This is a genomic window from Roseovarius sp. Pro17 (assembly GCF_035599575.1).
Lineage (GTDB): Bacteria > Pseudomonadota > Alphaproteobacteria > Rhodobacterales > Rhodobacteraceae > Roseovarius.
Window position 1 is genome coordinate 3,740,806 of record NZ_CP141179.1, and the last position, 17,865, is coordinate 3,758,670.

General features: G+C 61.3%; 16 protein-coding genes. 12 read left to right on the forward strand and 4 right to left on the reverse strand.

What is annotated here, in order from left to right:
• The first annotated feature begins 6 nt into the window (after nt 1-6).
• The 4 genes from U3654_RS18090 to U3654_RS18105 are packed head-to-tail and all read left to right on the forward strand — an operon-like array spanning nt 7 to nt 2,311.
• Nucleotides 7-744, forward strand: a complete 738-nt coding sequence (locus U3654_RS18090; protein ID WP_324752921.1) for a ComF family protein — start codon at nt 7-9, stop codon at nt 742-744.
• A 36-nt stretch (nt 745-780) separates the two neighbouring features.
• Nucleotides 781-1,038 carry a glutaredoxin 3 gene (grxC, locus tag U3654_RS18095; RefSeq protein ID WP_324752922.1) on the forward strand — a complete coding sequence of 86 codons (258 nt, stop codon included), beginning with the start codon at nt 781-783 and terminating at the stop codon, nt 1,036-1,038.
• Nucleotides 1,035-1,865 carry a carbon-nitrogen hydrolase family protein gene (locus U3654_RS18100; RefSeq protein ID WP_324752923.1) on the forward strand — a complete coding sequence of 277 codons (831 nt, stop codon included), beginning with the start codon at nt 1,035-1,037 and terminating at the stop codon, nt 1,863-1,865. The genes grxC and U3654_RS18100 overlap by 4 nt, the downstream gene beginning before the upstream one ends.
• Nucleotides 1,865-2,311, forward strand: coding sequence for a MarR family winged helix-turn-helix transcriptional regulator (locus U3654_RS18105; protein WP_324752924.1), 447 nt, complete (start codon nt 1,865-1,867; stop codon nt 2,309-2,311). Before U3654_RS18100 ends, U3654_RS18105 begins: the two co-directional genes overlap by 1 nt.
• Here U3654_RS18105 and ubiG read toward each other — a convergent pair.
• Nucleotides 2,308-3,054, reverse strand: a complete 747-nt coding sequence (gene ubiG / locus U3654_RS18110) for a bifunctional 2-polyprenyl-6-hydroxyphenol methylase/3-demethylubiquinol 3-O-methyltransferase UbiG (protein WP_324752925.1) — start codon at nt 3,052-3,054, stop codon at nt 2,308-2,310. The genes U3654_RS18105 and ubiG overlap by 4 nt on opposite strands.
• Before the next feature lie 48 nt (nt 3,055-3,102).
• Here ubiG and pip point away from each other — a divergent pair, with 48 nt between their 5' ends.
• The 5 genes from pip to infB all read left to right on the forward strand — a co-directional run bounded on the left by pip (nt 3,103) and on the right by infB (nt 9,586).
• The gene (gene pip / locus U3654_RS18115) at nt 3,103-4,074 is read left to right on the forward strand and encodes a prolyl aminopeptidase (RefSeq protein WP_324752927.1); all 972 of its coding nucleotides are present in this window, start codon (nt 3,103-3,105) and stop codon (nt 4,072-4,074) included.
• A gap of 170 nt (nt 4,075-4,244) precedes the next feature.
• Nucleotides 4,245-4,826, forward strand: a complete 582-nt coding sequence (gene rimP, locus U3654_RS18120; RefSeq protein WP_324752928.1) for a ribosome maturation factor RimP — start codon at nt 4,245-4,247, stop codon at nt 4,824-4,826.
• Between the two features lie 5 nt (nt 4,827-4,831).
• The gene (gene nusA / locus U3654_RS18125) at nt 4,832-6,445 is read left to right on the forward strand and encodes a transcription termination factor NusA (protein ID WP_324752929.1); all 1,614 of its coding nucleotides are present in this window, start codon (nt 4,832-4,834) and stop codon (nt 6,443-6,445) included.
• 22 nt (nt 6,446-6,467) lie between these two features.
• Nucleotides 6,468-7,100, forward strand: a complete 633-nt coding sequence (locus tag U3654_RS18130; RefSeq protein ID WP_324752930.1) for an RNA-binding protein — start codon at nt 6,468-6,470, stop codon at nt 7,098-7,100.
• Nucleotides 7,097-9,586, forward strand: coding sequence for a translation initiation factor IF-2 (gene infB, locus U3654_RS18135; RefSeq protein WP_324752931.1), 2,490 nt, complete (start codon nt 7,097-7,099; stop codon nt 9,584-9,586). Before U3654_RS18130 ends, infB begins: the two co-directional genes overlap by 4 nt.
• A 90-nt stretch (nt 9,587-9,676) precedes the next feature.
• Here infB and mutT read toward each other — a convergent pair whose 3' ends face one another.
• From mutT to U3654_RS18150, 3 genes are read right to left on the reverse strand one after another with little or no spacing between them, the layout of a single operon-like run.
• Nucleotides 9,677-10,075: an 8-oxo-dGTP diphosphatase MutT gene (gene mutT, locus U3654_RS18140; protein ID WP_324752932.1), complete on the reverse strand. Its 399-nt coding sequence runs from the start codon at nt 10,073-10,075 to the stop codon at nt 9,677-9,679.
• Entirely contained in the window at nt 10,072-11,301 is a 1,230-nt protein-coding gene (gene argJ, locus U3654_RS18145) for a bifunctional glutamate N-acetyltransferase/amino-acid acetyltransferase ArgJ (protein ID WP_324752933.1), read from the reverse strand. The genes mutT and argJ overlap by 4 nt, the downstream gene beginning before the upstream one ends.
• A gap of 6 nt (nt 11,302-11,307) precedes the next feature.
• Nucleotides 11,308-12,177, reverse strand: a complete 870-nt coding sequence (locus U3654_RS18150; protein ID WP_324752934.1) for a peptidylprolyl isomerase — start codon at nt 12,175-12,177, stop codon at nt 11,308-11,310.
• Nucleotides 12,178-12,370: 193 nt separating this feature from the next.
• On the opposite strand from U3654_RS18150, the gene secA reads away from it, so the two are divergent.
• From secA to U3654_RS18165, 3 genes are all read left to right on the forward strand, one after another.
• The gene (gene secA, locus U3654_RS18155; RefSeq protein ID WP_324752935.1) at nt 12,371-15,091 is read left to right on the forward strand and encodes a preprotein translocase subunit SecA; all 2,721 of its coding nucleotides are present in this window, start codon (nt 12,371-12,373) and stop codon (nt 15,089-15,091) included.
• Between the two features lie 129 nt (nt 15,092-15,220).
• The gene (locus tag U3654_RS18160; protein ID WP_324752936.1) at nt 15,221-16,246 is read left to right on the forward strand and encodes a hypothetical protein; all 1,026 of its coding nucleotides are present in this window, start codon (nt 15,221-15,223) and stop codon (nt 16,244-16,246) included.
• 23 nt (nt 16,247-16,269) lie between these two features.
• Entirely contained in the window at nt 16,270-17,829 is a 1,560-nt protein-coding gene (locus U3654_RS18165) for a phosphate ABC transporter substrate-binding/OmpA family protein (protein ID WP_324752937.1), read from the forward strand.
• Nucleotides 17,830-17,865: the final 36 nt, after the last annotated feature.

Genomic DNA, 17,865 nt, shown 5'->3' on the forward strand with positions numbered 1-17,865 from the left:
TTATAGATGAAGGCGACCCGGTTTCAATCGGCCATTCGGCTGGTCTATCCGCCGCGCTGCACCTTTTGCGGTGATCTGGTCGACAGTGATTTCGGCCTCTGTGGTCCCTGTTGGCGCGACACGCCCTTTATCGCCGGGCAGGTCTGCGATCTTTGCGGGGTGCCATTGCCTGCGGGGCCGGATGCGCCGGATGACGTTCTGACCTGTGATGAATGTCTCAGCCTGCCGCGCCCTTGGGATGCTGGCCGTGCCGCGCTGATCTACAAGGGCAACGGGCGCAAAATGGCCCTGATGCTGAAACACGGCGACCGCCAAGATGTGGCAGGCCCGGCCGCGACCTGGATGGCGCGCGCGGCTCAGCCGCTGCTGAAGCCGGATACGCTGATCGCGCCCGTGCCGCTACATTGGCTGCGGCTGCTCAAGCGGCGCTACAATCAGGCAGCGCTGCTGGCGCGCGCCCTTTCGGGTGAAGTGGATCGCCCGATATGCCCAGATCTGCTGATTCGTCCCCGCGCCACTCCATCGCTGGGCGGGCTGGGTCGCGATGCCCGCTTTGCCGCGCTGAACGGCACAATCGCCGTCCATCCACGTCGTCGTAATCGCCTTGCCGGGCGTCACGTGCTGCTGGTGGACGATGTCATGACCTCAGGCGCGACCCTTGCCGCGGCGAGCGAGGCGTGCCGCGCGGGCGGCGCTATTGGCGTCGATATTCTGGTACTGGCGCGCGCGGCCAAGGATGCCTAAATTCAGGGCAAGTTTCTGAATCCCGAGGAATGCGCCATGAAGCCTGTCGAAATCTACACCTCGCCGCTTTGCGGTTTTTGCCACGCGGCCAAGCGGCTGCTGGCGCAAAAGGGCGTCAACTTTTCCGAGATTGACGTGGCGGCGCAGCCTGCGCGCCGCGCCGAGATGACGCAGCGCGCGAATGGCGGACGCACCGTGCCGCAGATTTTCGTCGGCGACACGCATGTCGGCGGCTGTGACGAGCTATTCACGCTGGAGCGGGCGGGCAAGCTGGACGCGTTGCTCGCGGCATGAAGGCCGCGCTGATCCAGCTCAACAGCGGCGACGATCCTGCGGCCAATCTTCCGGTAACCGAGGCGCTGGTAAACGCTGCGGCAGACGGCGGCGCGGGGTTTATCCTGACGCCCGAAGTTACGAATTGCGTGTCCTCTAGCCGCGCCCGGCAAGAGGATGTGCTAACGCTTGAGGGCGAGGATATTACCCTCGCCGCGCTGCGCGATCTGGCGACGCAGCGCGGCATATGGCTGTTGATCGGCTCACTGGCGATCAAGACGGGCGATGCAGATGGCCGGTTTGCCAATCGGTCCTATCTAATTGCGCCGGACGGCCGAACCGTGGCGCGCTATGACAAAATCCACATGTTCGACGTCACGATCAGCGAGAGCGAAAGCTATCGCGAATCGGCCGGGTATCGCCCCGGAACGCAAGCAGTGTTGGCCAAGACGCCCTTTGGCGCTCTGGGCATGACGATCTGCTATGATCTGCGCTTTCCGCATCTTTACCGGAACCTCGCGCAGAGAGGGGGCCAGATCCTGTCGATCCCATCCGCCTTTTCCCCCGTCACCGGCGCCGCGCATTGGCACACTTTGCTGCGCGCCCGCGCGATCGAAACGGGCGCTTATGTGCTGGCCGCGGCACAGACCGGCCCTCACGCAGCGTCGCAAGGCAAGCCGCGCCAGACATATGGCCATTCCCTCGCTGTGTCGCCTTGGGGCGAGGTTTTGGCCGATGGCGGCGAGGGTCCGGGGGTGATTTACGTTGATTTGGACATGGCCGAGGTTACGCTAGCACGCCAGCGCATTCCGGCGCTGACGCATGATCCAGAATTCGGCGGCCCGTGATGGACGATACGCCCACAAACTCCCTTGCCGTCGCACTTTTCAGCGAAATCCTGACGAACGACCAGCTCATTCGCAATCAGCTAAGTCGCGTTCTGCCTAAGGGCATGGAAATTTCACACTTCTCTGTGCTGAACCATTTGGCCCGCGCGGGCACCGAGCGTAGCCCAGGAGAATTGGCCAAAAGTTTTCACGTCACGCGCGGCGCGATGACCAACACTCTGCACAAGCTGGAATGGGCCGGCTATGTCCATGTTCGCCCCGATTGGGACGATGCAAGGCGCAAGCGTGTGTCGATCAGCCCCGCTGGCCGAACCGCGCGCGAAGCGGCGATATCGTCGATCACGCCGCTCATTTCCGAGGTGGTGTCCGAACTGGGCGAGGCTCAGGTGCGCGCCGCCCTGCCAGTGCTGCGCAGCCTGCGCGCCCGGTTAGAGCCGGATGACTAGCTTGGTTTGCGGCTGGCCGTGACGTAGTTCACGCTTAGATCCCGGTCCGAAATCGACCATTTCCAGCTAACCGGGTTAAAGACGAACCCTTTGCGATCCACCGGCTCCAGCCCCGCCTGCCGCAGCAGATCATACAGCTCATCTGGCGTGATGAATTTCGCCCAGTCATGCGTGCCCTTGGGCAGCCAGCGCATCATGTGCTCGGCCCCGATGATCGCCACGACATAACTTTTCGGATTGCGGTTGAGGGTCGAACAGATTTGCAGCCCGCCGGGCCTTAGCAATTCACGACAGGCGATGAGGTAGGTCAGCGGGTCCGACACATGCTCGACCACTTCCATGTTCAGAATGGCGTCGAATTGTTCGCCTGCCTCGGCCAGCGCCTCGGCGGTGGTATGACGATAGTCTATCTCTAGACCCGATTGTTCGGCGTGCAGTTGCGCGACGGGGATGTTCCGCTCGGCGGCATCCGCGCCGACCACCTCGGCACCCAGTCGCGCCATCGGCTCGGCCAACAGGCCGCCGCCACAACCGATATCAAGGATGCGCAGACCCGCAAACGGCGCGTCGCTGCCCAGATCACGTTCGAACCCGGCAGCGATCTGGCGGGTGATGTAGTCCAGCCGACAGGGGTTCATCATGTGCAGCGGCTTGAACTTGCCTGTGGGATCCCACCATTCTTCGGCCATGGCCTGAAACTTGGCGACTTCGCTATCGTCTATGGTGGTCGCTGCCCTTTGCATTCCGCTCTCCGTATGATCAATTATGCTAGGGCTTAACATAGGACGATCATGGATAAAATCTCGGGGCATAAAAGCGCGGTCCAGTACCTATACCACCCGGTTGAGCCGTTCGACCGTCGGATGCTGGATGTCGGCGATGGTCACGAGGTCTATGTCGAGCAATCCGGGAATCCTAGGGGCGCACCTGTCATCGTGCTCCACGGCGGTCCCGGCGGCGGGTGCAGCCCTGCGATGCGTCGCTATTTCGACCCTGAAATCTATCGAATTATTTTGTTCGATCAGCGCGGTTGCGGACGCTCAAAACCTCATGCCAGCGTCGAGGCGAACACAACTTGGCATCTGGTGGATGATATTGAACTGATCCGCAAAACGCTGGGCGTTGAGCGTTGGATCGTCTTTGGCGGCAGTTGGGGTGCGACGCTGGCGCTGATCTACGGAATCACCCACCCCCGGCGATGCACACATCTGGTGCTGCGCGGCGTTTTCACCATGACGCAGGCCGAACTGGACTGGTTCTATGGCGGCGGTGCTGGTCGGTTTTGGCCCGAAACATGGGCGCGTTTCGAGGAACTGATCCCCGAGAACGAGCGTGGCGATATGATCGCAGCCTATCACAAGCGCCTTTTCTCGGGGGATCATCACGTCGAAGTGCGGCACGCCAAAGCGTGGAGCGCGTGGGAAAACGCGCTGGCGACTGTCCGCTCATCCGGCGTGGGTGGTGACAGTCCAGCAGACTATGCCCGTGCCTTTGCCCGGCTAGAGAATCACTATTTCACCAATGCCGGATTCCTCGAGCATGACGGCTGGATCAAGGCCAACATGGCCCGGCTGACAGATGTGCCCGGCACAATCGTGCAGGGGCGCTATGACATGATCTGCCCGCCTGCCACCGCCTATGATCTGTCGAACGCTTGGCCCGGCAGCCGCCTGCATATGATCCCCGTCGCCGGTCACGCCCTGTCCGAGCCGGGAATCAGCGCCGAGTTGGTGCGTGTTATGGATGGGTTGCGTCGCGCCTAATCTTCGGGGGCCGCGCCAATCCCCTTGCATCCCGCCGCCCTCCTCGCTATATCCCCTCCAACAGCGGCGCGCTTCGGGTCCACACCGAGATGCCCACCGGATAATTCAACGGGCCGCGCGCCCGTTTTTTTGTGCTTGAAGACCCTTTGAGAAAGACTGACCGACATACCATGATTAACGACCTTATCGCCAAAGCCGCCATCGACCGCCGCATGGCCGAGATCATCACTCCGGTGATCGAGGATATGGGATTCGATCTGGTGCGCGTGCGGCTGATGGGCGGCAAGTATCACACGCTGCAAATCATGGTCGAGCGGCCCGAGGGCGGCATCGAGGTAGACGAATGCGCGCAGGTATCGACAGCTGTCAGCGCTGCGCTGGATGTCGAGGATCCGCTGACCGAGGCTTATACGCTTGAGGTCAGCAGCCCCGGCATCGACCGGCCCCTCACGATGCTCAAGCATTTCGCGGCGTTCGAGGGCTACGAGGCCAAGATCGAGACGAACGATCTGATCGACGGGCGCAAGCGCTTTAAGGGAATGTTGGCTGGCGTTGAAGGCACCGAGGTGCTGATCAATGTCGAAGAAGGCACCATCGGCCTGCAATTTGACTGGCTGGCGGATGCCAAGTTGGTCCTGACCGACGAACTGATCAAGGAAATGCTGCGTCAGCGTAAGGCGGCGGGCGACACTAATATTGATGAAACCGAGTTTGACGAAATCCAGACTGATACCGGTTCTGAGGAGGACTGAAATCCATGGCAATTACATCCGCAAACCAGCTGGAGCTGCTGCAAACAGCCGAGGCTGTGGCCCGCGAAAAGATGATCGACCCCGGTCTGGTGGTCGAAGCGATGGAAGAATCGCTCTCGCGCGCTGCAAAATCCCGCTACGGCGCGGAAATGGACATTCGCGTATCGATTGATCGCAAGACGGGCCGCGCGACGTTTACCCGCGTTCGCACCGTGGTCGCCGATGACGCGGTCGAAAATTATCAGGCCGAGTTCACTGTCGAGCAGGCCAAAGAATACATGACCGATCCAGAGATCGGCCAAGAGTTCATCGAAGAGGTTCCGCCCGTAGAAATGGGCCGCATCGCGGCGCAATCGGCCAAACAGGTGATCCTGCAAAAAGTCCGCGAAGCCGAGCGTGACCGCCAGTTCGAGGAATTCAAAGACCGCGCTGGCACCATCATCAACGGCCTCGTCAAGCGCGAGGAGTACGGCAACGTCATCGTCGACGTGGGCCGCGGCGAAGCCATCCTGCGCCGCAACGAAAAAATCGGCCGCGAGGCATACCGCCCGAACGACCGCATCCGCTGCTACATCAAGGATGTGCGCCGCGAGCAGCGCGGCCCGCAAATCTTCCTGTCGCGCACCGCGCCGGAATTCATGGCCGAACTCTTTAAAATGGAAGTGCCCGAGATCTACGATGGCATCATTGAGATCAAGGCCGTCGCGCGCGATCCCGGCAGCCGTGCCAAGATCGCCGTCATCAGCTATGACAGCTCCATCGACCCTGTCGGCGCCTGCGTCGGTATGCGCGGCAGCCGCGTTCAGGCCGTCGTGAACGAGCTTCAAGGCGAAAAGATCGACATCATTCCGTGGAACGACGACCAACCGACTTTCCTCGTCAACGCGCTTCAACCCGCCGAGGTCACCAAGGTGGTTCTGGACGAAGAGGCAGGCAAGATCGACGTTGTCGTGCCCGAGGACCAACTGAGCCTTGCCATTGGTCGCCGTGGTCAGAACGTGCGCCTCGCCAGTCAGCTGACAGGTCTGGATATCGACATCATGACCGAGGCCGAGGATAGCGAGCGTCGTCAAAAAGAATTCGAAGAGCGCACCGGCCTGTTTATGGAAAATCTGGATCTGGACGAATTCTTTGCCCAGCTTCTGGTCTCCGAGGGCTTCACCAATCTCGAAGAGGTCGCTTATGTCGAACTGGACGAGCTGCTGGTGATCGACGGTATCGACGATGACACCGCAAAGGAACTGCAGGCCCGCGCCCGCGACATCCTTGAGGCCAAGGCCAAGGCGGCGCTGGACAAGGCGCGCGAACTGGGCGTCGAGGACAGCCTGGTTGAATTTGAAGGTCTGACACCCCAAATGGTTCTTGCGCTGGCCGAAGATGGAGTGAAAACGCTGGAAGACTTCGCGACCTGCGCCGATTGGGAATTGGCCGGCGGCTGGACGATTCAGGACGGTGAGCGGATCAAGGATGACGGCCTACTGGAACCTTTCGACCTCTCGCTGGAGGAAGCACAGGATATGGTCATGACCGCGCGCGTCATGCTCGGCTGGGTCGATCCCACCGAGCTTGAGGGCGAGCCGGACGAAAACGACGAACCCGAGGAGGAATCCGAAGCCTGATTTCAGGCTTCGGAAACACCTGATGGGGCGCGGCGGGCAATCCAAAGACCGAAGTGACGGTCCAGAGCGCAAATGCATCGCCACGGGCGAGGTGCAACCAAAGTATGGGCTCATTCGTTTCGTCATAGGTCCGGATGGCCAGATAGCGCCGGACTTGATGGAGAAACTGCCGGGCCGCGGCATCTGGGTAGCGGCGGATCGAGCCGCGCTGGATAAGGCGGCGACAAAGGGCCTGTTTGCACGCGCCGCGAAACAGCCGGTGCAGGTGCCTGACGGCCTGACCGATTGGGTCGAAAAGCTGCTGGCACAGCGGGTGGTCAATCTGATTAGCCTCGCGCGTAAAGGCGGGCGTGCCGTGTCGGGCTACGAAAAGGTTAAGAGCAGCCTCGACAAGGAAGAGGCCGAAGTTTTGATACAGGCCAGCGACGGGTCCGAGCGTGGAAAATCCAAGCTTAGCACCCCGCATTACGGCACTTTCATCGGGTGGCTCACCGCCGATGAACTGGGTCAGGCCTTTGGGCGGCAAACAACGATCCACGCGGTACTGGGCGCTGGCGGTTTGACGCAACGTGTTGTAGAGGAAGCGGCAAGGCTGAAAGGCCTGCGCGTTTCGGACGATGGCAGCGGCCATCGGAAAGGAAAGAAGACCTCATGAGCGACAACGACGGTAAAAAGACATTGGGTGTCCGTGGCGGTCCGCGTGCGGGCAATGTGAAGCAAAGCTTCAGCCATGGCCGGACCAAGAACGTCGTGGTGGAAACCAAGCGTAAGCGCGTTGTCGTGCCCAAACCGGGTGCGGGAAACTTGGCTGGCGCTGGCAAACCTTCCCCCACTGGCGATCCGTCCAAGCGGCCCGCAGGAATTTCCGATGCGGAAATGGAACGCCGGATGAAGGCGCTTCATGCTGCGAAGGCGCGTGAGGGCGAAGAGGCCCTGCGCCGCGAAGCCGATGAGAAAGAGCGCGAGGCCGACCGCCAGCGCCGGCGCGAAGAGGCCGAGACCAAGGAGCGCGAAGAAAAAGAGCGCGTCGATGCCCTCAAAGCCAAGGCAGACGAGGACGAGCGCCAGCGCGCCGCAGCCGCCGACGCGGCCAAGCAGGCAGCAGCACCGGCGCCCGCGGTCCAGCCTGAGGCATCCCGCACCGCCCCGCGCGGTCCCGCGCCCACATCCGCGCCGCGCAAGCAAGATCGTGAAAACGAGCAAAAGCGCACCAAAGGCAAGGGCATGGGCGACGATAATCGCCGCTCGGGCAAGCTGACGCTGAACCAGGCGCTGTCTGGCGGCGAAGGTGGCCGTCAGAAATCCATGGCCGCCATGAAGCGCAAGCAAGAGCGCGCGCGTCAAAAGGCGATGGGCGGCACGCAAGAGCGTGAAAAAATCATTCGCGACGTGCAGTTGCCGGAAACCATCGCCGTCGGCGAATTGGCCCAGCGTATGGCTGAGCGTGTCGGCGATGTGATCAAGGCGCTGATGAACAATGACATGATGGTCACGCAGAATCAGGCAATCGACGCCGACACTGCCGAGCTGATCATCGAGGAATTCGGTCACCGGGTCGTGCGCGTCTCTGACGCGGATGTGGAGGACGTTATCGCCAAGGTCGAAGACAAGCCCGAAAGCATGAAACCGCGCCCACCCGTCATCACGATCATGGGTCACGTCGACCACGGCAAAACGTCGCTGCTGGACGCCATCCGCGATGCCAAGGTTGTCGCTGGCGAGGCTGGTGGCATCACGCAGCATATCGGTGCCTATCAGGTGACGACGGCCAACGGCGCGGTTCTGTCGTTCCTCGACACACCCGGCCACGCGGCGTTTACGTCGATGCGTGCCCGCGGCGCTCAGGTGACGGATATCGTCGTGCTGGTCGTTGCGGCCGATGACGCGGTCATGCCGCAGACCATCGAGGCTATCAACCACGCCAAGGCCGCCAAGGTGCCGATGATCATCGCGATCAACAAGATCGACAAGCCGGCAGCGGACCCACAAAAGGTGCGTACCGACCTGCTGCAACACGAGGTCGTCGTCGAGGCGATGTCGGGCGATGTGCAGGACGTCGAAGTCAGTGCCAAGACTGGCCAGGGTCTGGACACGTTGCTAGAGGCAATCGCGCTTCAGGCCGAAATCCTCGAACTGAAGGCTAATCCTGATCGCGCCGCCGAAGGTGCCGTGATCGAGGCGCAGCTGGACGTTGGCCGTGGCCCCGTGGCGACTGTCCTGGTCCAGAAGGGCACGCTGCGCACAGGCGACATCTTTGTCGTGGGCGAGCAGTTCGGCAAGGTCCGCGCGCTGATCAACGATCATGGCGAGCGGGTCAAAGAGGCCGGCCCGTCGGTTCCTGTCGAGGTTCTGGGCCTTAGCGGTGCCCCCGAGGCAGGCGATGTCCTGAACGTCGTGAAGTCCGAGGGTCAGGCCCGCGAGATCGCGGAATACCGTGCCAACGCTGCCAAGGCAAAGCGTGCAGCCGCAGGCGCTGCCGTGACGCTGGACCAGATGATGGTGCAAGCCAAAGAAAGCCAGAACGTGGCCGAAATGCCCATCGTGTTGAAGGCCGACGTGCAAGGCAGCGCCGAGGCGATCGTTCAAGCGATGGAAAAGATCGGCAACGACGAGGTGCGCGTGCGCGTCCTGCATTCCGGTGTTGGTGCAATTACCGAGAGCGATATCGGCTTGGCCGAGGCATCCGGTGCGCCGGTGTTTGGCTTCAACGTGCGTGCCAATGCCCCCGCCCGTCAGAGCGCGAACCAGAAGAGTGTCGAGATCCGATACTACTCGGTCATCTACGATCTGGTCGACGACGTGAAGGCGGCGGCTTCGGGCCTCTTGGGCAACGAAATTCGTGAAAAGTTCATCGGCTACGCCAAGATCAAGGAAGTATTCAAGGTTACTGGCGTCGGCATGGTTGCTGGTTGTCTGGTGACCGAGGGCGTCGCCCGCCGCTCCGCCGGTGTGCGCCTCTTGCGCGACGATGTCGTGATCCACGAGGGCACGCTGAAAACGCTCAAGCGCTTCAAGGACGAAGTGCCCGAGGTTCAATCCGGTCAGGAATGCGGTATGGCCTTTGAGAGATACGAAGACATTCGCCCCGATGACGTGATCGAGATCTTTGAGCGCGAAGAAATCGTCCGGACGCTGGATTGATCTACGCCAAGACTGGAATTCGAAAGGGGCGCTCTAATGAGCGCCCCTTTTGCTTTGCATGATGCGTTTTTTGAGCCGGATAAAACGGCTCTATAGCCAATCCCGCAGGATCGGGATCAGCGGCACGTCCGCAGGCGGCATTGGATAATCCCTCAGATCAGTGGCGCGCACCCATTTGAGTGCCTGCCCTTCGCGCCCCTGCACTATCCCGTCCCACTTGCGGCAGGCGAAAAGCGGCATCAGCAGGTGGAAATCATCATAGGAATGGCTGGCGAAGGTCAGCGGTGCGAGGCAGCTGGCCCATGTGTCGATGCCCAGTTCCTCCTGCAATTCGCGGATCAGCGCGGCCTCGGGCGTTTCGCCCTGCTCGACCTTGCCGCCGGGAAATTCCCAAAGGCCCGCCATCGACTTGCCCTCGGGGCGCTGCGCGAGCAGCACACGTCCGTCCACGTCAATCAGCGCGACAGCCGAGACGACGACAGTTTTCACGAGCGATAGTCGGCGTTGATGTCGATATACCCATGCGTCAGATCGCAGGTCCATACGCGCGCGGTGCCGCCGCCAAGGCCCAGATCGACATGGATGATCAGTTCTTGCCGCTTCATGTAGGCGGCCGCCTCATCCTCGCAATAATCAGGGCTGACCCAGCCGTTTTCGGCGACTTTGATATCACCGAACCAGATTGCCAGCGTGTCGCGATCTGCACGCGCGCCGGATTTTCCGATGGCCATTACGACACGGCCCCAGTTCGGGTCCTCGCCCGCTATGGCGGTTTTCACCAAGGGCGAATTGGCAATGGATTTCGCATGTTTGTGCGCGTCGTCGTCACTGGCAGCACCGGTGACCGAGATTTCGACCAGCTTGGTCGCGCCCTCGCCGTCGCGCACCACCTGCTGAGCGAGGTCCAGCATGACGCGGCGAAGCCCCTCCATAAAGCCGATGCTATGTTCGGTTATGGAGACACCTGAAGCGCCGGTCGCGCCTACCAGCAGCGTGTCGGAGGTCGAGGTATCGCTATCGACGGTGATGCAGTTGAATGTGGTACGGTTCAGCGCCGAAACCATGGATTGCAGCACCGGCTGCGGCACCTTTGCGTCGGTAAAGATGTAGACCAGCATCGTGCCCATATCAGGCTCGATCATGCCCGAACCCTTGGCGATGCCGGCGATACGCACGGTCTGGCCGTCAACGTCCACTTCGGTCGCCGAGCCTTTGGGAAAAGTGTCGGTCGTCATGATCGCGCGGGCGGCATCGGCGATGCCGCCGGTCGTCAGGGCCTCTTTCAGATCGGCCAGCTTGGCGACGATGCGCTCATGCTTCATCGGCTCGCCAATCACACCGGTCGAGGACGAAAAGACGCGGTGTTCCGGCAGACCAAGCACCTCCGCGACGCCTGACGTGACTGCGCGCACCGACTCAACACCGTGACGCCCGGTAAAGGCGTTGGAATTGCCGGAATTTACGAGGAACGCCGCGCCCTCATCGCCGCTTCGCGCAATCTTGGCCTGACAATCCAGCACCGGTGCGGACCGAGTAGCCGAGCGGGTGAACACCCCTGCCACCGTGCTGCCGGGCGCCAGATGCGCCAGCATTACGTCAGTGCGCCCTGTATAGCGCACACCGGCGGCGATACTGGCAAAGCGCACCCCCTCGATCACAGGCAGATCAGGAAAATCGGCAGGTGCGAGCGGCGAAACAGAGGTGTTCTTGGCCATGCGCGTTTACTCTTCCAGAAGGTCGAGCTGGTTCAACACAGCCGGGTCCATCGCATCGCCAGCAGTGCGATCTACATCGCCCAGCTCTTGCAGACGGGTGATTTCCTTTTCTATAGCCTTCTGGCGCAGCGCCTCTTCGATCTGGGGGCGGACCTCGTCCAGTTTGGGTGCGTCCTTAATGCGGGTCTCTTCCAGTTTTATCACGTGCCAGCCGAAATCCGTCTGGACCGGATCGCTGACGCTACCGGCCTCCATTCCTTCGACGGCCATCTGAAACGGCTCGACCATCATGCCCTCGCTGAACCAGCCAAGCGCGCCGCCCGACGGGCCGGAGGGGCCGGTGGAATGCTCTTGCGCCAGTGCGGCGAAATCGCCGCCGTCTTTCAGCTCATCGACCAGCTTTTGAGCCTCTTCTTCGGTCTCGACCAGAATATGGGCGGCCTTGTATTCCGAGACATCCTCGCCGTTCAGGAAGTTTTCATCGAAATAGCTCTGGACGGCCTCATCGGTGACTGCAGTCTCGGCGATGCGGGCCATTTCTTCGGTGGCGATCAGCGCGCGGCGCTCATTTTCTAACGCTAGTGCGGCACGCTTGGACAGGTCGTCCTTGCTGGCATCCGCCAGTAGCGTCTGCTGGATCAACTGGTCTAAGATACCGGGGTACAAAACGTCGGCAGGCACCTGCTGAAATTGCTCAGGCAGACCGGCGCGCAGAGTCAGCATGTGACCCAGCGTGATGTCGGTCCCACCCACTGTGGCGACGACGGTGTCGGCATTGACTGCGCTCTCGGTGTCATCTGCGGCGACGACCGGCGCGGCGCCGAGTATCCCCATCAGCATGGCACAGGTGGCAATCGGTTTGAGACGGTCGAGCATATGGCGTTCCTTCACAGTTTGCGGCGGTTGGCGGCGCACAGGGCGCGCGACGTTGACACTAAGCAAGCGGACCCTTACATCGCCTTTGAATACAGGCACATCCCGCTGATACCCCGCCCGACATAGGGTGACAATCGAAACGGGGCAAGGCATTGCCGAACACAACAGATCACAAGACGGGAACGTATTGAACATGCTGGGTATTGGAACGGTCGCCCGTAAGGTTTTCGGCACTGCGAACGACCGAAAGGTCAAGGCGACGCGCCCGCTGGTCGACAAGATCAACGCGCTGGAGCCCGAGATCAAGGCGCTGGATGATGCCGGGCTGATTGCCAAGACGGATGAGCTGCGCGGACGTTTGCAAAAGGGCGAGTCGCTGGACGACCTTCTGCCTGAGGCCTTCGCCAATTGTCGCGAGGCCGCGCGCCGCGCGCTGGGCCTGCGCGCCTTTGATGTGCAGCTGATGGGCGGCATTTTCATGCATCAGGGCAATATTGCCGAAATGAAGACAGGCGAGGGCAAGACGCTGGTCGCCACCTTCCCGGCATATCTTAACGCGCTGGGCGGTAAGGGCGTGCATGTCGTCACCGTCAACGACTACCTTGCCAAGCGTGACTCGGAGTGGATGAGCGCCGTTTTCAGTGCGCTGGGCATGACCACGGGCGTCATCTATCCGCAGCAGGCCGAGGACGAGAAACAGCGCGCCTATGCCTGTGATGTGACCTATGCCACCAACAACGAGCTGGGATTTGATTATCTGCGCGACAACATGAAGTCCGAGCTGACCCAGATGCACCAGCGTGGCCATAACTTTGCCATCGTGGACGAGGTCGACAGCATCCTGATCGACGAGGCGCGGACGCCGTTGATCATCTCGGGGCCGGCGCAGGATCGCAGCGATCTGTATCTGGCGATCGACAAACTGATTCCCGAGCTGGCCGAAGAGCATTACAAGATCGACGAAAAGGCGCGCAGCTGCACCTTTACCGATGAGGGCAACGAGTTTCTCGAAACCCTTCTGGTCGAGCGTGGCGTGCTGCCCGAGGATCAATCGCTCTACGATCCTGAAAGCACGACAATCGTGCATCACGTTAATCAGGGTCTGCGCGCGCACAAGTTGTTCCACAAGGACAAGGATTACATCGTCCGCGACGGCGAGGTCGTGCTGATCGACGAATTCACTGGCCGCATGATGGCGGGGCGGCGCCTGTCCGATGGCCTACATCAGGCCATCGAGGCCAAGGAAGGCGCCGATATCCAGCCCGAGAACGTGACGCTCGCGCAGGTGACGTTTCAGAACTATTTCCGCCTCTATGAAAAACTGTCCGGCATGACCGGCACCGCGTTGACCGAGGCGGACGAGTTTGCCGAAATTTATGGTCTTGGCGTGGTCGCTGTGCCGACAAACCAGCCCATAGCGCGCGTTGACAAGGACGACGCGGTGTTCCGCACCACGGCGGAAAAGTACAAGGCTGTGGTCGAAGAGATCAAAGAGGCCAGCGTCAAGGGCCAGCCCACGCTGGTCGGCACCACGTCTATCGAGAAATCGGAAACGATCAGCCAGCTACTGACGGATGCGGGCATCGACCACAACGTCCTGAACGCGCGCCAGCACGAAAAAGAGGCGCAGATCGTCGGTGACGCGGGCAAGTTGGGCGCAGTGACCATCGCCACCAACATGGCCGGGCGTGGCACCGACATCAAACTCGGTGGCAATATCGACATGAAGATCATGGAGGCGATCGCCGCCGATCCCGATGGCGATCCTGCCGAAATTCGCGCCCGTATCGAAGAGGGGCACAAGACCGAGGAGCAGGCCGTCAAGGATGCTGGCGGTCTCTTTGTCCTTGCCACTGAACGCCACGAGAGTCGCCGGATCGACAACCAGCTGCGCGGCCGCTCGGGGCGTCAGGGCGATCCGGGGCAGTCTTCCTTCTTCTTGTCGCTGGACGATGACCTGATGCGCATCTTCGGATCGGAGCGCCTGGAAAAGGTACTGTCCGGCCTCGGCATGAAAGAGGACGAGGCGATCATTCACCCATGGGTGAACAAATCGCTCGAGCGCGCGCAGGCCAAGGTCGAAGGCCGTAACTTTGACATGCGCAAGCAGCTGCTGAAATTCGACGACGTGATGAACGAGCAGCGCAAGGTGATCTTTAAGCAGCGCCTGGATATCATGCGCGCCGCCGACCTGAGTGACATCGTCAAGGACATGCGCGGCGAGGTGATCGACGATCTGGTCGACCAATTCATGCCGCCCAAGACCTACGCCGATCAGTGGGACATGGAGGGCCTCCATACCGCCATCGCCGAGCAGTTGAACATGGATCTGCCGGTGCAGGCATGGGCCGATGAAGAAGGCGTCGACGACGAGGACATCAGCGAGCGCATTGAAAAGCACGCGAACGAGATGATGGCGAAAAAGGCCGTCGCCTTTGGTCCGGGCAACATGCGGCTGATCGAAAAGCAGCTGCTGCTGCAGACCATCGACAGCAAATGGCGCGATCACCTTCTGATGCTGGAGCATCTGCGCAGCGTCGTCGGTTTTCGTGGCTATGCACAGCGCGATCCGCTGAACGAGTACAAGAACGAGGCCTTCGCCCTGTTTGAGACGATGCTGGACGGCCTGCGTCAGGACGTTACCCAAAAGTTGGGTCAGGTCCAGCCGGTGTCAGAAACCGATCAGCAGCGCATGATGCAGCAAATGATGGACGAGCGCGCCGCGCTTCAGGCCCAGACCGACGCTGCGATCACGCGCGAGGATGGCAAGCAGTCCGCCGCCACTCCGTCCGAGGCACCGCTGCAAGGCTTTGACGAAAACGATTCGTCGACATGGGGCAATCCGGGCCGCAACACGGCCTGCCCCTGCGGATCCGGTGCTAAGTTCAAGCATTGCCACGGACGCCTCGCCTGACGATCTGAACGCGTCATTCGGGCCGTCATCATGCGGCCCGAATGACTCCACATCTGCGCCACATGGCCGCCCTTTTCGCTCGCTAGATATACTGCACAACCAAATTTTTTAGGTGTGTGGAGTTATCAGATGCGAAAGATCAAAATGATCGCGGTGGGATGCGGAACGCTGGCGCTGGCGCTGGGCGCCGGTCATTTCATGCAGTCCCGCACGGTAACTGACCCGGTAGCGCAGGACGAAAGCACTCAGGTGCCCGCCCCCAGCGCGGCACTCAGCGATGCCGCCACTGAAACGCTGGAACTGTCGTCGATCACACTCATCTCCGCCGTTCCGTCGCCGCCCAGTGCAGCGCTGATGCCTGCGCTGCTGCCGCAAACGCCCGACACGCCTCTGATTCGAGAGGCGACATTGCGCGATTCGACGACCAAAACGCTGACCGATGCGCTGCCCTTGGAAGAGCCCGCGCCCAGCCTTGCCTGTAACTACACGCTCACCGCCGACGCGGCGCCCGCTGCGATGGTGTCCCTGTCGCTGGATGCGCCCTGTGCGACCAGCGAGCGGTTTACGATGCATCACAACGGCATGATGTTCACCGGGGTGACCGATGATGACGGCCATGCCAGCATGTTGGTACCCGCCCTCGCGCTGAAAGCGTCGTTCATCGCCGCGTTTGCAAATGGCGAAGGCGCCGTCGCAAATGCCGAGGTCGATAGTGTAAATTATTATCAGCGCGTCGCAGTGCAGTGGCAGGGCGATACAGGCATGCAGCTGCATGCGCTGGAATTTGGTGCGGGATATGACGATGATGGCCATGTCTGGTCGGGTGCACCGCGCGATGTTGCGGCGGCGTCAGATGGCAATCGCGGTTTTCTCACGCGGCTCGGCGCCGCCGATCAGCCCAAGGCACTGATGGCCGAAATATATACCTTTCCCAGCCTGCTGGCGGGCCGCGACGGCGACGTCAACCTGCTTGTTGAGGCCGAGGTGACGCCGCTCAATTGCAACCGCGATATCGATGCACAGGCACTGCAAATGCAGCCCGGCGGCAGCCTGCGCGTGCAGGACGTGACGCTGATGATGCCTGGATGTGGTGCGGTAGGTGACTTTCTGGTGTTGAAAAACCTGCTGAATGACCTCACCATCGTGCGCAACTGACACCTGCGCTCAAGGGGATACTGATGGCACAGCTACGTGCGGCGATTTTCGCCGCACTTTTCCCATGTCTCGCCACCCTGCCCGCTGCCGCGCAGGACGTGACGCTGACCTCGCGCGATGGCGAGGTGACGATTACCGGCGATCTGCAGGGTTTCGATGGCGAGTTCTACCGCGTCGATACCATTTACGGTGAGCTGACAGTCGACGGCTCGGGCGTGCTGTGCGAGGGACCGGGCTGCCCCAACCTGAACGCATATGTCGCCGAGGCGACCCTGTCGGGCGCGCCAACCATCGGCCGCGTGTTGATGCCCGCGCTAATCGAGGCATTCGCACTGCGCCAAGGGCTGGAGCTTTCGCGCGACAACATATCCGACATCATTTTCGCCTACACCCTTTCCGATCCAGCTACACATGAGGCGCGCGGGCGCTTTCATGTGCGCCTGACCAATACCGATGAGGGCTTTGCCGATCTGCTCGCGGGCGAGGCCGACATGGCCATGTCACTGCGCGAGGTCACTCGCAAGGAGGCGATACGTGGCCGCGAAGTGGGCCTTGGCGATCTGCGCGACGCCCGACGCAGCCGCGTGTTGGCGCTCGATGCGCTGGTGCCGCTGGTATCGGCGGGCAATCCGGTGACGACGATCACCACACCCGAACTGGCACAGGTGCTGGCTGGTGAGATTACCGATTGGGTGCAACTCGGCGGCGCCGACGCGCCTATCGCGGTGCATCTGCATGACCCCACCACCGGCCTCGGCCAATCAACCGAAAGGCGGATGCTACAAGGCGGGGCCACGGAATTCGTCGCCGGCGCCATACATCACCTGGATGGTGACGCGCTGTCGCAGGCTGTTGCGCAGGATCCATTCTCGCTGGGCATTGGCAGCCGCTCGGAAAAGGGCCTGACCTTTGAGCTGGCCCTGACCGGAGCTTGCGGATTCGCGATGCAGGCCACCCGTCGCGCGGTCAAGACTGAGGATTACCCCCTTACCGCGCCAATGTTCTTATACCTACCCGCGCGCCGCCTACCCAAGCTGATGCGCGAATTCCTCGCGTTTACCCGCGAGCCAGCAGCGCAATTGGTGATTCGCCGCGCCGGATTTGTCGACCAACTGCCCGAAGAGATCGCGATCAACGATCAGGGCGATCGCTTTGCCAACGCCGTGCTGCGCGCCGGAGAGGAAATCACGCTCAGCGATCTTCAACGTATGACGCGCGTGCTTAGCCCGCTGAAACGTCTGACGACAACCTTTCGATTCGAACCCGGCTCGGCCCGGCTGGACGCGCAGTCACGCTCAAATGTTGAGAGTCTGGCGCGGGCATTGGAAAGCGGTTTCTACGACGGGCGACAGTTAGTCTTTGTCGGTTTTTCAGATGGCGAGGGCCCGGCGAACGCCAACCGCACCATATCCTTGCGCCGCGCAAAGGCCGTGCAGGACGCGGTCATTCGAACTGCCGAAACCGCGCAACTAGACCGGCTCAAGATGGATATAGAGGCTTTCGGCGAAGCGATGCCCATGGCCTGCGATGACAGCGAATGGGGCCGCCGCGCCAATCGCCGGGTCGAGATCTGGATGAAATAGCGCCCAGCGCCTGATCTGCGGGCTTTCAATGTGAAC

What these genes read in the sequence shown, in the direction of transcription:
- U3654_RS18090 (WP_324752921.1), top strand. Translation starts at nt 7, where the DNA reads ATGAAGGCGACCCGGTTTCAATCGGCCATTCGGCTGGTCTATCCGCCG.
- grxC (WP_324752922.1), top strand. Translation starts at nt 781, where the DNA reads ATGAAGCCTGTCGAAATCTACACCTCGCCGCTTTGCGGTTTTTGCCAC.
- U3654_RS18100 (WP_324752923.1), top strand. Translation starts at nt 1,035, where the DNA reads ATGAAGGCCGCGCTGATCCAGCTCAACAGCGGCGACGATCCTGCGGCC.
- U3654_RS18105 (WP_324752924.1), top strand. Translation starts at nt 1,865, where the DNA reads ATGGACGATACGCCCACAAACTCCCTTGCCGTCGCACTTTTCAGCGAA.
- ubiG (WP_324752925.1), bottom strand. Translation starts at nt 3,054, where the DNA reads ATGCAAAGGGCAGCGACCACCATAGACGATAGCGAAGTCGCCAAGTTT.
- pip (WP_324752927.1), top strand. Translation starts at nt 3,103, where the DNA reads ATGGATAAAATCTCGGGGCATAAAAGCGCGGTCCAGTACCTATACCAC.
- rimP (WP_324752928.1), top strand. Translation starts at nt 4,245, where the DNA reads ATGATTAACGACCTTATCGCCAAAGCCGCCATCGACCGCCGCATGGCC.
- nusA (WP_324752929.1), top strand. Translation starts at nt 4,832, where the DNA reads ATGGCAATTACATCCGCAAACCAGCTGGAGCTGCTGCAAACAGCCGAG.
- U3654_RS18130 (WP_324752930.1), top strand. Translation starts at nt 6,468, where the DNA reads ATGGGGCGCGGCGGGCAATCCAAAGACCGAAGTGACGGTCCAGAGCGC.
- infB (WP_324752931.1), top strand. Translation starts at nt 7,097, where the DNA reads ATGAGCGACAACGACGGTAAAAAGACATTGGGTGTCCGTGGCGGTCCG.
- argJ (WP_324752933.1), bottom strand. Translation starts at nt 11,301, where the DNA reads ATGGCCAAGAACACCTCTGTTTCGCCGCTCGCACCTGCCGATTTTCCT.
- U3654_RS18150 (WP_324752934.1), bottom strand. Translation starts at nt 12,177, where the DNA reads ATGCTCGACCGTCTCAAACCGATTGCCACCTGTGCCATGCTGATGGGG.
- secA (WP_324752935.1), top strand. Translation starts at nt 12,371, where the DNA reads ATGCTGGGTATTGGAACGGTCGCCCGTAAGGTTTTCGGCACTGCGAAC.
- U3654_RS18160 (WP_324752936.1), top strand. Translation starts at nt 15,221, where the DNA reads ATGCGAAAGATCAAAATGATCGCGGTGGGATGCGGAACGCTGGCGCTG.
- U3654_RS18165 (WP_324752937.1), top strand. Translation starts at nt 16,270, where the DNA reads ATGGCACAGCTACGTGCGGCGATTTTCGCCGCACTTTTCCCATGTCTC.